Origin of the sequence: Microbacterium sp. SD291 (assembly GCF_017355365.1) — a bacterium.
Lineage (GTDB): Bacteria > Actinomycetota > Actinomycetes > Actinomycetales > Microbacteriaceae > Microbacterium.
This window is the reverse complement of record NZ_JADIJR010000024.1, coordinates 1-14,578: the sequence shown is the minus strand read 5'-3', so window position 1 is coordinate 14,578 and position 14,578 is coordinate 1. Positions and strand designations below refer to the sequence as shown.

The following is a 14,578-nucleotide window of genomic DNA, read 5'->3' as shown; positions in this document are numbered from 1 at the left end:
AACCTCCACAAAGGACCCTACGAGACGCGAACGATCCCTCGCGATGGGGAGAACAACCCACTCCGCAGCTCTCACGGCTCGACCACCCACTGCGCGACGCCGTATGTCAGCGGAGCCGCCGCGCCGCTGCGCCCCGCGACACCGCTCACGCCGCGATCGACGATCGTCACCCGGGGGTTGACCGCGATCGGAAGCGCGACGGCTGCGCGGACGATCGACGCCTCGATCCGGGCCAGCAGATCCCGCGCCTCATAGACGTCGGTCGTCTGGGCCAGCTGCACGATGAGCGCGTCCCGATCCGCGTCCGCGTGCCATGAGCCGGCACTGCCCCAGCGCTCGGCGATCTGCGCCGGCGTCTGCGGGATCGGCGTCCGCTGGATCACGGCATCCCAGCCACCGCTCGCGAGCGCGGCGCCGAAGTCGTCGCTGCCGCAGTCGGCGACGCTCCAGCCCGCCTCGGCCACCGCCTCCTTGAGACCTGCGAAGGCCCCGGCCGCGAACTCGCTTCCGCGGTCGTAGAGCACGCAGACGCGGGCGCCGTCGGCGATCCCCGCGGCTTCCCGCTCGAGCGCGGGTTCGTCGTCTGTCGTCCCGAGCGTCCCGGTGAAGCCCGAGTCCTCGTTCACGATGTCATAGGCGCGGGAGCCGGGCGCCGAGATCATCGAGGTGGTGCCGGTGTAGGCCGTCGACCAGACGCCCGCACCGCGCTCCGACAGCGCCGTCGGAGGCGCCGCATGCATGAAGGCGGTCCGGGCCTGCGTCTGCGTGAACACGCCGGACGGTCTCAGCAGCAGGGCCCAGAGCGTGCCGTCGTGGGTCGTCTCGACGAGGAGGTCCTTGCGCTCGAGTTCACGGATCGCCTCACGGTTCGCCGTCACCGGCGCCACCTGAACCACGTCCAGCGTCTCGCCGAGCGCCGAGAGCGGTTCGGCCCCTGGGGGCACCAGCTCTATCCGTGCGACGTTGGCGGTCGCGACGCCGCGGTACGCCGCGTTCGGAACGAGGCTCACGCTCTGGCCCTCTTCGGCACCGCTGACCTCGTCGACGAGGAACGGGCCGCTGGAGAGCAGCAGATCGGCGGGGATCTTCTTCGCGCCGGACACCTCGAAGTCCTCGTTCCAGACCTGGGCGATCTTCTCGAGCGCGGCTTCGTCCGCTTCCTGGACGGCCCGGATGACGGCCTGCTTGGCCTCCATCGGATCGTCGATCCCGAAGGCGCGCTCTCCGACGACGTGAGCCGGCACCGGCACCGTGACCGCCTGCTGCCAGCCGATCGTCGGCGCTTCGAAGGTGACCTCGATCGCGCGTGCGAACTCGTCGAGTACGGGAGCGTCGGGGGCGGCATCCGGTTCTGCAGCACCCTCCGCATCAGCGCCGTCCGCCGCGGCGCCGTCTTCCTTCGGGAAGAAGCCGGATGCTCCGGCCCAGCCGAGCATCAGGTCGGCGGCGTCCAGCGGGATGCCGTCCGACCAGACCGGCTCGGCCAGGTCGTACCGAACCGTGAAGGGATCGTCAGCCACGATCGAGATCGATCCGAACCCCTGATCGGGAACGAACTCTCCATCGATCATGTCGCCGAAGTCGCCCCTGATCGTCTCGGCGACGTCGACATTCCCCGGCGAGGGAGCGGCGGCGGCATTCATCGACGTGAGCTCGCCCGACCACGCCACGGTGATCTCCGTGCCAGGGACGACGCTCTCCGGCAGAGTGGGCGCGCAGGCGACCAGACCGACTGCGAGCAGCACGGCGGTCGGTGCCGCGATGCGGCGGGCCCCCCTCATACGGCGACCGTCACACGTAGTCGGTGCTGTCGTCGGCTTCAGCCGCCGACTCGCGGAAGGGCTCGCTCTCTTCGCTCTCCAGCCAGGCACGCGCGTGCTCCAGCAGCGTCGCCGGCGAATCCTCGGCCTCCGCCGCGGAGGAGAACGGTCCGATCACGTCCTCCGAAGGGCGCTCATCCGCGACCACCACCGACTGGGTCGACAGGCTGTACCAGTAGTAACTCTGCGTTGCGCTCATCGGTGCTTTCCTTCCGTTCCTGTTCGATTCTAAGCGCGGCCTCGTGCACGCCCCGCGCAAAGCGAAGAGGTCGTGGCGTCGGTTCTCCGACCGACGTCACGACCTCTGTCCACGCAGTGGCTCAGGCGCCGCCGGCGAGCTCCGAGTCGGTGTCGCGGATCTTGTCAGCCATCCGGTCGAGAGCCTCGGCCATGTCGTTCACGGCCTCAGCGGCGTCGTCCAGCGACGAGGTGAGCTCGTTGTACGCCGTGGAGTACGCCTCGGAGGCGTTCTCCGTCTTGAAGCCGTCCTGCACGAGGTCGTCGATGACGCCCTGCAGCTCCTTCAGGGTGTCGGTGACGGTGCTGCGTCCGTCGCGGAGACGCGCGGCCGCGCTCTCCATCTCGCTGTACGTTGCGCCAAAGTCATGGGCCATGAGATCCGCCTCCAGTTAGTCTTCTTCAGGCCGTTCAGGCCTCTTACGTCGAGATTAGCCAACGATCCCAGGGACACAAATGGGGAGCGGTACCCATGAACCTCTACCCATGCCCGGACAGGGGCTCAGCGGCGTCGGGGTGCGCAGGTCACCCGAGAGAGAGTTCTCGGAGGACGTAGGGTGCCGGAACAGCGTCCGTGAGGAAGTAGGCGTAGAACACCTCGGCCGCCTCGTCGGCGGTGAAGACCTCGTGCGGATGGACTCTCGTGCTGTGCCTGCCATCGTCCCAGCTGATGACCTCTGCGGGGTTCGCGATCTGCTCCCCGCCCGGCTTGCCGATGACGTACTGATGAGCGGAGCCGTCCGCTTCGAGACGGCGCAGCTCGAGGGTCATCGCCTCCGCGGAGCCCGCACTCTGGATGTACTCATCGGAGAGAGGGATGTCGTCCAGCAGATCTGCTTCCTCGGGTGCGCGCCAGAGGGAGTAGGCCCAGAAGGATGAGCCGTTCATGCGGTTGAGGGCGAATCTGATCGCCTCCGGGTACGGGCGCACGCTGTCGATGAGCGGCCCCCGGCTGATCCCGTTGCTCTGCACGACATGAGTACGGCGTGTCATCTCACACTCTCCAGAATGACCTCGACGATCTCGATGGTCTTGCTGTCCGGCGGCGGAAGTGTCGCCGTCGCCGGTCGTTCTCTACTCACCGTACCGTCGAAGCTCCGCTGGCCGGGGTCGCGGGTGGCATCACCACTCTTCACCTCGATCCCCGTATACGTCCCGTCGGCGTTCTTGAAGAGGCCGTCGTAGAAGCGACCCTGGTCAGCGTCCGTGCCGTCCCGTCGATGCCCGTCGATCGTCGCGCGGACCTGAGTCCGGATGATGTCCACGCCTTCACGGTCGGCGACCTGGTCCAGCCCCAGCTGCTCCTTGTCCACCCATGGCCTGTTCTCACTGCCGACGAAGTGGCCGTAGTCGTCACGCCCGTCGCCGCGGTCGACGCCGCGCCGCTTCTGCGGCAGGTTCGGGGCCTCATCGAACGTGTCGGTCTCCTCGACGCCGTCCTTGTTGCGCTTCTGCTTCTTCATGAGCCCGGTCGGCACATCGGCCACCGGTCTCAGCGCATGACCGACGTCCCTGAGTGCGCGCCCGGCGGCGTCGCCGATCTCGTCTGCTCTGCCGGCCATGTCAGCTCCCCGTGATGTTCAGGCCGGACAGATCGGCGATCAGCCGATCGATCAGGCTGTCGATGTCGGCCGAGCTCACATCGAAGTCGGACTGCGCCTGCTCGAGGGCCTGCAGATCGGCGTAGAACTCGTCGGTGTCCCCGACGACCGCCTCGACCACCGGGGCGTCCAGCGCTGCGGCGATCGCCGCAGGCAGCTCCTCTGCGAGCGGCTCGATCATCATCGGAAGCAGATGCCCCAGCGCCTCTTCCACCGCGATGTCGACGGCCGCGTTCAGCAGCTTCTTCTTGATGATCAGCATCGGCCCCGCACCCACTGCGGTGATCGGATTCGTCAGCATCCCCACCAGGGCGATCATCGTCGTGGTGACATCAGCGATCACCTTGATCTTCAGCCCCGTCACCACGGTGGCCGCGACGTCGATGGCCGGGGGGACAGGGCCGAGCACGTCGATGACCTTCTGCAGGTTCTGCGATCGGTTCGTGTTCCACGCCGACACGAACGCCGGCCCCGCCTGCCCGCGCATGGCTGCGGCGAGATCGCCGTTGACCTTGCGGTCGACCGCCTGGATCGCGCCCTCGAACTCGTCGCGGAACGTGCTGATGATGTCCCCGCCGCGGCGCAGCTCGTCCTCATCCACATCCGGCCATTCGAAGCCGAGCTTCTCCATCACCCAGATGAGCTCATCCGGCAACATCATCCCCATCGCGCATCCTCCTGGCTCGACCCTAGACGCGGTGATGCCGCGTCGCCGATGGGGAGAACTGCCCCGGTCACGCGGAAGGCGGCTCCGGCACGAACGGCATCTGCATGGTGATGGCCCGGCCGGCCTGGACGAAGATGCCGCGACCCACAGGGAAGTCCGTCCGCTTGACGCGGCCGAACGGCGTCTTGAAGATCGCCTCGCCGTCGTACGTGTCTGGCTTGAGCACGATGCCCTGCCGGCCGCTCTTCCACTCGCCGAGCACGCCGATGCTGCCGCTGGCGCGGCTGATCTCGGCCTCGCCGATCAGCAGGTGATCGCTGTTGTTCATCGCCTGCAGCAGCGCGCGCATCGGGCGATCGGCCGGGCCGTCAGCCAGGTGCGGGATGTCCTCGATCACGATCATGATGCGGCCGGCCGGCGAGTCGCTCACGACCAGCTCGGCGAGCTCCTCGGCCAGAGCCTTCTCGTCCTCCGGACGCGTGGCGCTGCGCACCCACGGCCGGAAGTCCTTCAGCTCCGAGCGGCGGCTGCCGAAGTGGTACATCTGCACATTCGGGTTGAACCGCTCCATCGCCACGACGAGCGCCCTCAGCGCGTTCGTCTTGCCGGACGCCGGCGGCCCCGAGATCACGAACGACCCGATGGGCTCGAATCCGTGCGCGGCCAGGGTGTCGTCGGCGACGCCGAACACCGGCATCCCGTTGACCTGCGTCGGCATGTCGGTCGCGGGGACCATCGTGGGCAGCGCACCGATCTCGGGGAGATCCCGCACGCCCTCCGCGCGCAGCCGCTCGCCGAGAGCGGTCAGCGCCTTCGTCTGCTCGACGGCGTTGGCCGTGCCGCCGAGCACGGCGATCTGGGCCTCGTGACCGTCGACGACCGCGCGGCCCGGCACCGACTGGTCGTCGAGCACGTCCCTCGGCGTTCCGAGCAGCATGTACTGGCTGGGGTCTCCCATGCGCAGGACGACACGGCGGGCGATGTTCGCGGCCACGGCGCTCGGCACCGCGTTGCCGCGGTCGGCGGTGATCACCGTGTGGATTCCCAGCGTGCGTCCCTCACCCAGGATGCGCATGAAGATGCGATAGAACGGCCCTCGGCCTGGCGCGACCTCCCAGTCCTTCTTGAACTCGGGGTAGTTGTCGATCAGCAGGATGATGCGCGGCATCCGCGGGTCCCGCAGTTCGCGGTACTCCTGAACCGAGGCGGCGCTGGCCGCCGAGAAGGCGGCGGAGCGGCGATCCATCTCGCCGTCGAGGGTGCGCAGCAGACGCTGGATGCGCTCGACGTCACCGCCGTCGACGACCGAGCCGACGTGCGGGAGTGCGGCGAGCGCCCCCAGCGCACCGGTGGCGAAGTCGAGGCAGTACACCTGCACGCGTCCGAGGTCGGGCCGCATTCCGGCGGCCGTGCCGATCGTCTTCAGCAGGGTCGACTTGCCCGACCCGGAGGTGCCGTAGATGACCATCGAGCCGTCACGGTCGGGGACGAACACGGCCGCCTGCTGCTGCTGCTTCTCCGGCACGTCCACCAGCGCGATCGGGATGCGGGCGTCGCCCTCGTTCGGCAGGTCGCTCAGATCCACGACGGTCGCCAGGTCGTCGAGCCACGGACGACGGGGGCGCGGAAGCGCCGCGAAGTCGCTGGCGCGGATGAGGGTCGACACGATCCGCTTCTGATCGTTCGGGCCCAGGTCCTCCTCGTGCGTGTCCGACTCGGCCGGGGCATCCGACTCCCATTCTGCGGTCGCGCCGAAGCGCAGCTCCGACACGCGCACCTCGGCGGCAGCCGTGTCGTCGTCGGTCGTCCATCCGCCCGCGTAGGCCGACTGGAACGGCACGAGACGACCCGGCCCTGTCTTCGCGATCGCGCGGCCGGGGATCGATGCGGGGAAGGATGCCGCGACGGCGTCGTCGACGACGTCGCGGGAGTCGGCCTCGTCCGCCATGCGCAGTGCGATGCGCAGGTTGGTGTTGGCACGGAGGTTGTCCTTGATGACACCGGCCGGCCGCTGGGTCGCCATGATCAGGTGGATGCCGAGGGAGCGGCCCCGCTGGGCGATGTCCACCACGCCGTCGACGAACTCCGGCATCTCGGAGGCGAGCGCTGCGAACTCGTCGATCACCAGGACGAGGGCAGGCGGGCTCTCCGGATCCTGCCTCTTCTCGAGCTCGAGCAGGTCCTTGGCCTTCTTGCGGTTGAGCAGGTGCTCGCGGTGCTGCAGCTCGGCCCGCAGGCTGGTCAGCGCGCGGCGGACGAGGTGAGGGCTGAGGTCGGTCACGAGGCCGACGCAGTGCGGCAGCTCCACGCAGTCGGCGAAGGCCGACCCGCCCTTGTAGTCGACGAACAGGAACGTCACCCGGTCGGGGCTGTGCGCCGCAGCCATGCCCAGCACCCACGCCTGCAGGAACTCCGACTTTCCGGCACCGGTGGTGCCGCCGACGAGGGCGTGGGGGCCGTGGGTGCGCAGATCGAGCGCCATCGCGTCGCTCGCGCCCTGCCCGATGATCGCCCGGAGCGTGCCGGACTTCTTCAGCCGCGGCCGCGGGTTCGGGGAGCGGTCGATGATCGTGTTGTTCTGCCGCCAGCGCTCGATCACGACGTGCGGATCCTCGGCGATCGCCGGGTCGACGAGCTGGAGGAACATGACCGCGCTCGGGATGTCGGACGAGTCGTGCGTGACCGTGCTCGCGTCCTGCACCGGGGCCAGCCGCCGGGCGAGCATGTGCATGTAGGCGTTGGAGACGCCCTCGACGCGCACGTTCTCGAAGTTCTCGCCGTTGCGGACGAGTCCGACGCGCGCGTTCTCGAGACCCGTGGTCACGTCGATGTAGCTGCGGCACACGGCCGGCAGCGACTCGACGGTCGGCGATACGAACACCGCGTGCACGCCGTGGTCGGCGCCGCGCTCGAGCACATCCGTGAGGCGTCCGCGGTCGACCGGCGCGTCGCTGGTGACGAAGACCACGACGGACAGCGGCGGAGTCTTCTGGTGGTCGCTTGCGGCACGGGAGACGTCCGTGCCGTACAGCAGCGGATTCCACTCCTCCTTGAACGGACCTCGGGGCTCGCCTGTGCGCTCTCCCCCTGCCCGGCGCACGTACTCCTCGAGCGAGCTGAGCAGCGCGGCGCTGGTGGGCGCCGAGTCCGCGAGCGCGATGTCGCGGAAGGGACTCATCTCACCGGAGGTGTGCGGCATCCACTTGAGCCAGTCCAGCTCCGGCACCCAGGCGGAATCGGCGAACGCGACGGTGACGACGTCGTTCGGCGCGTGCAGGCCCAGGAGCTGGACGGCGATGCCGCGCATGGTGTCGGCCACGGGCCCCTGGGGCCCGGCGATGCCGATCGACCCGGCATCGGCGAGCTTGTCGAACACGGGCACGTCCTCGACGAACTCGTAGCGCTCACGAAGCCGGTCGACGCGATCGATGAAGTCCGGCAGGCCGTCCGGCGTATCGGCGTCGTCGATCGTGTTGCGGGCGGGGAGACGGCAGCTGCCGAGCCGCAGGCCGAGGAAGTTCCAGTGCTCGGGCCGTCGCGTCCACAGCAACGGCCCGAGCCGCATCGCGTGATCGAAGACCTCGGCGACCGGCGGGGCCTCCGCGTTGCGGGCGGCCTCCTCCTCGGGCTTGCCGTGGAAGAAGTCCTCCTCGAGCTGCTCGTACTGGCGCTCGAAGAGCGCGAACTCGTGGCTCTCGCCCTTCTTGCTCTGCACGGACTGGTTGATGATGTTCATGAACGCCATGAGAGGCGTCATCGCGATCATGAGCAGCGAGCGCGGATTGCCGTTCATCGCGAACAGCACGGCGCCCATCATGATCGGCGCGATGAGGATCGGCCACGGGAACATCTTGCTGATCTTCTCGGCTGGCAGGCGCGGCATCTTGAACAGCGTGCCGGGATAGCGCACCTCGACGCGCGGGCTCCGGTTGAACTGGAGACCGCCACCGCGCTCGATGATCGGCTCTTCGGATGCCGAGCCGTCGAAGGAGCGTGCGAGACGGAGCATCAGCGTGGTGCCGCCGATCACGAAGGGCTCGCCCTCCTCGACCCGGACGCGCTGGACGGCGATGCCGTCGACCAGGACGCCGTTCGCCGAGTTCAGGTCGACGACCTCGATGTGCGTGCCGATCTCGAGTCGCGCGTGCCGCTTCGAGACCATGGGGTCGGGAAGGACGACGTCGTTCACGGCATCCCGGCCGAGGAACACGTGGCCTGCCGTGATGGGGAACTCCTGGCCGGCGAGCGCACCGGCGGTCGCGATGAGCACGCCCACGATCTCTCGCTGGCCGGCGGCGGAGTAGTTCGGCCCGTAGTTGACGATGGATGCCGCGAACCCGGATCCGATCGGCGCCTCGCCGATCGGGACGTCGGGCTGCAGGGGGATCAGCCGCTCACCGGCGGGAGGCGCGACCGCGAGCGTCAGCACGTCGCCCTCGGCGACGGACGTCGACCGGGTCGGATCCGCTTCGGCGACGTGACGGGCCACGTCGCCTGCTGTGGCGGTGGAGTCGGTCGTGATCACGATGTCGACAGGGTCGCCCCCCTGACGATGCAGGGTCAGCTTCAGCCTCATCCGTCTACCTCAATCCCACTGGTCTCGCCAGCGACCATCATCTTGCGTTCATCCGCGTCACGCCCTGACCACGGCGGCCACGCGGTCGCCGAGCCGGATCATGTCGCCGTCCGTCGTCGGCACCGGCGTGCCCGCCGGGAGTGCGTATTCGGCACCGGCCCTGATCAGTCCGGACCCGTTCGTCGAGCGGCAGTCGACGACCTCGAGCCCGCCCTCGATCGGGCGCACCAGCATATGCGTCTTCGAGAGCGACCGGCTGTCGTCCGCCAGCGCGATCGGTCGCGCACCGGGATGCTCGGTCGCGCTCGGGTTGCGCCCGAGCAGCACCGGCTCGGTGATCAGGATGCTCTCACCGGTGTCGAATCGCAGTCCGAAGCGCACCTGCGGCACGGGCTGGGATGCAGCGGCCGGCTGCGGCACGGGAGCGGGCTGCTGCGCCGGCGCAGCGGGCTGCGCTGCGGGAGCCGGCGCGGGCTGTGGGGCAGGAGCCGGCGCGGGTTGCGGTGCAGGCACTGGCGCGGCCTGCGGGGCCTGGGGAACGCTGCCGACCACGGGGCTCTCGTGCGGTCTCGCCATGCCGAGCACGCCCGCGCTGATCCGGCTTCCCGGCCGGTACTCCGGCTGTGCCCTCGGATCCATGGGCGTGGCCAGCGAGGGGAGCGCCGAGCGCTCCGGCACCGGGTCGATCTTGATCATCTTGCGCGCGACGCGCATGCGCTTCTCGTCGTACGGGTTGAGGCCCTCACGGACGTCGACGAGCCACACGCCCGACGCCTTGTCGTGCCATCCGCGACCTCGCCCCTGCGGGTCGAACGTCGGCGACAGCAGCATGAGCGCCTGACCGACCACCGGCAGCACGCCCGACGCGGCGACGATGAGGAATCGCAGCAGCACCCGTCCGAGCTTGGGGCGCGCGAGGGTGCGGACGTTCACGGTCCGGATGCCGGCGATGGCCTTGCCGACCGTCATCCCCTTGGTCCCGTGGAGCGCCCACTGGACGATGCCGGAGACCAGGGTGAGCAGCACCGTGACGCCGGCCATCACCACGGCGAGGACGAAGGACGGGTGGTTGACGAGCCCGTACTGGGAGATCGCGCCGGTTGCGAACTTGAGCAGCAGCGGGATCGCGCCGAGCCACAGCGGCAGCTGCAGCACCAGCCAGATGGCGCCGTCGCAGAACGCCGCGAGCACGCGGCGGCCGAAGGGGGCGCGGAGCATCCCGAGCGCAGCCGCGTACGCGGGATCCGGGCGTCCGGCGGCGTCGACACCCTCGATCGTCGGCTTCTTGTCGTCGATCTCCCAGATCATGCCGTCGGATGCCTCCCCCGCGCGATTGACGCCGTCTGCGGCTGTGGTCAAGATTACTGAGTTCCCCTCAGGTAGAGATTCGGGCGGCGGATCAGCCGACGCATCCGCGCACGGGTTCCGAGGCGCGTCCGTCGTCCCGCCGCAGCATCACGTCGATGCAGACCTTCCCGTCACCGGCGGTGAACTGCGCCTCCGGCTTCTCGGATCGCTGCAGATCGACCTCGCCCGAGACGTCGACGACGTACCAGATGAAGGTGTCACCCTCCTGCGGATCCTTGCTCGTCCAGGTGAAGGCGACCTGCTCGCCCTGTCTGGTGCCGGCGAGATCGGTCACCTTCGGCACGAGATCGGACACGACGTCGGGCGGCGGCTCCGACTCCGTCACCTCCGGGGGCGTCTCGATGCCCGCCACGAGGATGTTCAGCCCCACGATCGCGCCGACCAGGAGCACGAAGCCGACGGCGACGAGCGAGATCCACAGCGCCTTGCGGCTGGGCGGTCCCGCGGGAGCCTGCGGCTCGGCGACAGGGGCGACGGAAGGTGCCATCTGCAGAGGAGCGGATGCCGCGGCATCCGGAGTCACGACCCGCGGTCCGCGCAGGATGGTGCGGTCCTCGGCATCCGGAGCCGGCGTCGGCGCGCTGGGCGCGCGCATCTGCGTCTCGTCCACCGCCGAGCCGAGCGGGGCCGGCGAGTCGAAGCGCGGCACATCGGTGTACGCCGCAGTCGGCTGCTTGCGTTGCGTCGTCGCCGACGGGCGCGTGAAGGACGCGACGTCGGGGTCGATGCTGACGATCTGCCGCACCCTGGTCAGGCCGTCGTTGTCGTCGTCGAGGTCCTCCGCCGGCGGGTGCTCGTCGACGATGTCGATCGGCGTCACCGAATGCGAGAGCTCGATCTGCACCTTCTGCAGGGCGCGGGCGAAGGCGACCGCACTCGGGAACCGGTCGTCCGGGTTCTTCGCCATGGACCGTTCGAGGACGCGCTGCAGGCTCTCCGGCGAATCGGGCCGCCCGAGCCCCGGCAGCGCCGCACGCTCGATGCGCTCGATGAGGTCGGCGCTGGAGTTCCGCTCCCCCGGGCGCTCGAACGGGGAGCGACCGGCCAGGAGCGTGAAGATCGTGGCGCCGAGGGCCCACACATCGGTGCGGTGGCCGCTCCGCGGCGGCTCCGCGAAGGACTCGGGAGGAGACCACGGGATGGACATGCCCGAGGCCTCGCCCATCGCATCGTTCGTCGAGGCGATGCCGAAGTCGGTGAGCGCCGGGCGGTTGTACTCGGTGACGAGGATGTTCGCCGGCTTGATGTCCCGATGCAGGACGCCCGCGCGGTGCGCGGTCTCGACGGCACCGGCGACCTGCACGCCGACGCGGAGCGCCTCCGCCACCGAGAACGCCTCGCGCCGCGCTCGCAGCTGCAGGTTCGGCCGCGGGCAGTACTCCATGACCAGGTACGGTCGGCCGTCGCCCGCGACGCCGGACTGGTAGATGGTGACGATCGCCGGGTGCGTCGAGAGCATCGCCATCACGTTCGCCTCGTCGGCGAACTCCTTCGCGGCGGTGCTGGAGGTGCGATCGGCGAGCAGCACCTTCACCGCGACCCGCCGACGAGGCATCTGCTGCTCGTACAGGAACACGTCGGCGAAGCCGCCGGTGCCGAGCGGCTCCACGTAGGTGAAGCCGGGCAGCTCCGGCGGCGGGGAGGGGCGACGACTCACGGCAGATCCTCGAAGGCGACGGTCACTCCGTCTCCCAGGTCGACGACATCGCCGGAGAGGACGAGCGTCTGCTCCCCGGGGTGCAGACGGACGGGGTCGGCACCGGGGCGCAGCAGCGTCGAGCCGTTGGTCGTGTGCAGATCGATGACCACGACGGTGTCACCCTCTGGGCGGATCTCGAGGTGGCTGCGGGAGATGTCCTGCTGCGGGCTGTCCACCGCGACCAGGTGCGGCATGTTGGCGCCGCTGGCCCTCGTCGAGCGCGGACGGCGCCCGATGATCACCGTGCGATCGAGGGCGACGACCTGCCCTGTCGACACCTGGATGCGCCCTGCGCCGGCGGCCGCGACCGGAATCACCTGCGTCGGCGCCTCGCTCTCGGCCGGCTGTCCCTGCCGACGGAGTGCGCGCAGCTCTGCCGCCGAGATGGTGGCGCCGTCGTGATCGCCTTCCCCTCCCAGCGCTGCGGGTGCTGCTGCGGGTGCGACCAGAGGTGCGGCGGCCGCCGGCGACGAGGCGGTGTGCACCGTCTCGCCCCACAGCTGATCGAAGTCCTCGTCGGAGGGAGCCAGCGTCACCTCGCTCGGCAGCAGCGCGCTGTCGTCGGCCTTCGCCTCGGCCGGCTCGGGAGTGGCGTCGTCGGCATCCGCAGCGTCAGGTGCCGGCACCGGCTCAACGACGGCCGGCTCGTCAGCGGGCGGCTCGTCAGCGGCCGGCTCGTCAGCGGCCGGCTCGTCAGCGGGCGGCTCGTCAGCGGTGATCGCGGGGATGCTCTCGGTGGCGGTCTCCGTCGCGTCAGCGCCTTCCGCTGCGGGCGCGTCGCCGCCGTCCGCGGCGGCGGGTGCTTCGACCTCGGGAGCTTCGGCCTCTGGAGCCTCGGCCTCGGGGGTCTCGGCCTCGGAGGAGGACGCCCCCGGGAGGGATCCCGCTGCCGCGCCCGCAGCCGCTCCGAACGTGGCGAGCTGCGGCGCCTTCGCGCCCGCGAGCACGGCGGCGGAGACACCGGCGGCCTCGGATTCGACGACCGGCACGGGGCCCGGCGCGGCGGTGAGCGGCTCGGCGTCGCTCGGCTCGAGGTCGGCGATCACGGCCGCGGCGCGGACGATGCCGCCCTGCACGGGAAGTCCGGACGCGGTCTCGGTCTGCTCGACGGTGATCTCGACGCGGGATGCCCCGGCCACGAAGCGCTCGCTCCACGTCGTCACCTCGGCGCCGGAGAGCTCCTTCGCCTCGTCGCCCGTCGTGCTCACCCTGGCGGCGACGCCGCCTCGCAGCGCGATCCGCACATCGGAGCCCTCGGCGACCGCGGCCGCGAACGGGGGAAGCTCGGTGAACGATCCGCCTGCCTGGGTCGTGAGCACGTCGACCACCGTCGCGAGGGTCTTCGCCATCGGGAGGCGCTCCCAGAGCTGCGCGATCACATCGCCGGGGACGTCAGGCGGCAGCGCGACCAGCGCGCCGGGGATCACGATCAGATACCACTGTCCTGGTCGGTACGTCGTCTGCATCAGAGAGCCCCTCCTGCTGCTGCTTCACGCGGGCGCGTGTCCATGTCGATGTCGTTCTCGTCCGTTTCGAGAAGCGTTCCCGGCCGCGAGGCGACCGAGACGGCGTCTGCGATGACGACCGTGATGTTGTCGCGTCCGCCTGCGTCGACCGCCTCGGTGATCAGCAGATCGGCCGCCGTCTGCGGGTCGGGCACGGTCTGCAGCACCTCCCGGATGCGAGCATCCGGGATCTCCGAGGTGAGTCCGTCCGAGCAGATCATGATCCGATCGCCCATCTCCGCGGGGAACAGCCAGTAGTCGGCGTCGCCCGTGCTGCTCGCGCCGATCGCCCTGGTGATGATGTTGCGGCGCCGATCGGTCGCGGCATCCTCCGGGGACAGTTCCCCCGACTCGATGAGCTCCTGGACGACGGAGTGATCGACGGTGATCTGCTCGAGTTCGCCGTCGGCCAGACGATACGTGCGCGAGTCGCCGATGTTGACGGCGAGCCAGTACCCCATGCCGTCGACCGTGGCGACGACCACGCCGCTGAGGGTGGTGCCGGCCCGGCCGTTGCCCGACGTCGAGAGATCCTCCACGCCCTCGCGCGCCTGTGCGACCGCGAGACGGACCTCGTCGAGTTCGAGGGATGCACGTCCGACGAAGCGGGCGAACTCGGCGATCACGGTCGCGCTCGCGCGCTCGCCTGCTTCGTGCCCGCCCATGCCGTCGGCGACGACGAAGACGGGAGCGCTGGCGAGATACGAGTCCTCGTTCAGAGCACGCCGGAGCCCCGGGTGCGTCGCCGAGCCGGAGCTGACGATCAGTCCGGGCCTCACGCGTAGCCGCCGATCGTGACGATCCGGTCGCCGATCTCGATGGCGTCGCCGAGGCGCACCGGCACGCGCTGCCCTGCCGGGCATGCGATCCGCTGACCATCGCGCACGATCGTCATGCCATTCGTGGAGTGGCGGTCGAGCACCCAGCCGCCGGCGTTCTCCGCGGCGGCCTCGAAGTGGGTCTTCGACAGCGAGAGGGTCTCGTCGCGCACCGACACCACGACTGCGCCGTCTTCCGGCGCGGGGTTGCGCCCGAAGACGGTCCGTCGCGAGACGGAGACGCGGGTGCCGTCGTCCCAGGTGAACACCAGGCGGTGCCCGGGGAT

At 69.9% G+C, this 14,578-nt stretch carries 11 protein-coding genes and 1 pseudogene; all 12 read right to left on the bottom strand.

Going from position 1 to position 14,578, the window contains the following annotated elements; all coding sequences use genetic code 11:
• Window positions 1-71: 71 nt before the first annotated feature.
• Window positions 72-1,781 (bottom strand): hypothetical protein, encoded by a 1,710-nt coding sequence (locus tag IPV10_RS12715; protein ID WP_207484425.1) that lies wholly within the window; start codon window positions 1,779-1,781, stop codon window positions 72-74.
• Window positions 1,782-1,791: 10 nt separating this feature from the next.
• Window positions 1,792-2,019, bottom strand: coding sequence for a hypothetical protein (locus tag IPV10_RS12710; RefSeq protein WP_207484424.1), 228 nt, complete (start codon window positions 2,017-2,019; stop codon window positions 1,792-1,794).
• A 121-nt stretch (window positions 2,020-2,140) separates the two neighbouring features.
• Complete coding sequence (locus IPV10_RS12705) at window positions 2,141-2,434, bottom strand: WXG100 family type VII secretion target (RefSeq protein ID WP_242684946.1); 294 nt, start codon at window positions 2,432-2,434, stop codon at window positions 2,141-2,143.
• Between the two features lie 148 nt (window positions 2,435-2,582).
• Window positions 2,583-3,050: a hypothetical protein gene (locus IPV10_RS12700; RefSeq protein ID WP_207484423.1), complete on the bottom strand. Its 468-nt coding sequence runs from the start codon at window positions 3,048-3,050 to the stop codon at window positions 2,583-2,585.
• Window positions 3,047-3,520: a hypothetical protein gene (locus tag IPV10_RS12695; RefSeq protein ID WP_207484421.1), complete on the bottom strand. Its 474-nt coding sequence runs from the start codon at window positions 3,518-3,520 to the stop codon at window positions 3,047-3,049. The genes IPV10_RS12700 and IPV10_RS12695 overlap by 4 nt, the downstream gene beginning before the upstream one ends.
• Window positions 3,521-3,620: 100 nt before the next feature.
• Entirely contained in the window at window positions 3,621-4,325 is a 705-nt protein-coding gene (locus IPV10_RS12690; RefSeq protein WP_242684945.1) for a hypothetical protein, read from the bottom strand.
• A 67-nt stretch (window positions 4,326-4,392) separates the two neighbouring features.
• The gene (locus tag IPV10_RS12685; protein ID WP_207484420.1) at window positions 4,393-8,901 is read right to left on the bottom strand and encodes an FtsK/SpoIIIE domain-containing protein; all 4,509 of its coding nucleotides are present in this window, start codon (window positions 8,899-8,901) and stop codon (window positions 4,393-4,395) included.
• Window positions 8,902-8,958: 57 nt separating this feature from the next.
• Entirely contained in the window at window positions 8,959-10,260 is a 1,302-nt protein-coding gene (locus tag IPV10_RS12680; RefSeq protein WP_207484418.1) for an RDD family protein, read from the bottom strand.
• Between the two features lie 40 nt (window positions 10,261-10,300).
• Complete coding sequence (locus IPV10_RS12675; protein WP_207484417.1) at window positions 10,301-11,926, bottom strand: serine/threonine-protein kinase; 1,626 nt, start codon at window positions 11,924-11,926, stop codon at window positions 10,301-10,303.
• Window positions 11,923-13,434 (bottom strand): FHA domain-containing protein, encoded by a 1,512-nt coding sequence (locus IPV10_RS12670; RefSeq protein ID WP_207484416.1) that lies wholly within the window; start codon window positions 13,432-13,434, stop codon window positions 11,923-11,925. Before IPV10_RS12670 ends, IPV10_RS12675 begins: the two co-directional genes overlap by 4 nt.
• The gene (locus tag IPV10_RS12665) at window positions 13,434-14,252 is read right to left on the bottom strand and encodes a protein phosphatase 2C domain-containing protein (protein ID WP_307861126.1); all 819 of its coding nucleotides are present in this window, start codon (window positions 14,250-14,252) and stop codon (window positions 13,434-13,436) included. Before IPV10_RS12665 ends, IPV10_RS12670 begins: the two co-directional genes overlap by 1 nt.
• A pseudogene (locus tag IPV10_RS12660) lies at window positions 14,249-14,578 on the bottom strand (FHA domain-containing protein); the annotation flags it as partial. The gene IPV10_RS12665 and the pseudogene IPV10_RS12660, both read right to left, overlap by 4 nt.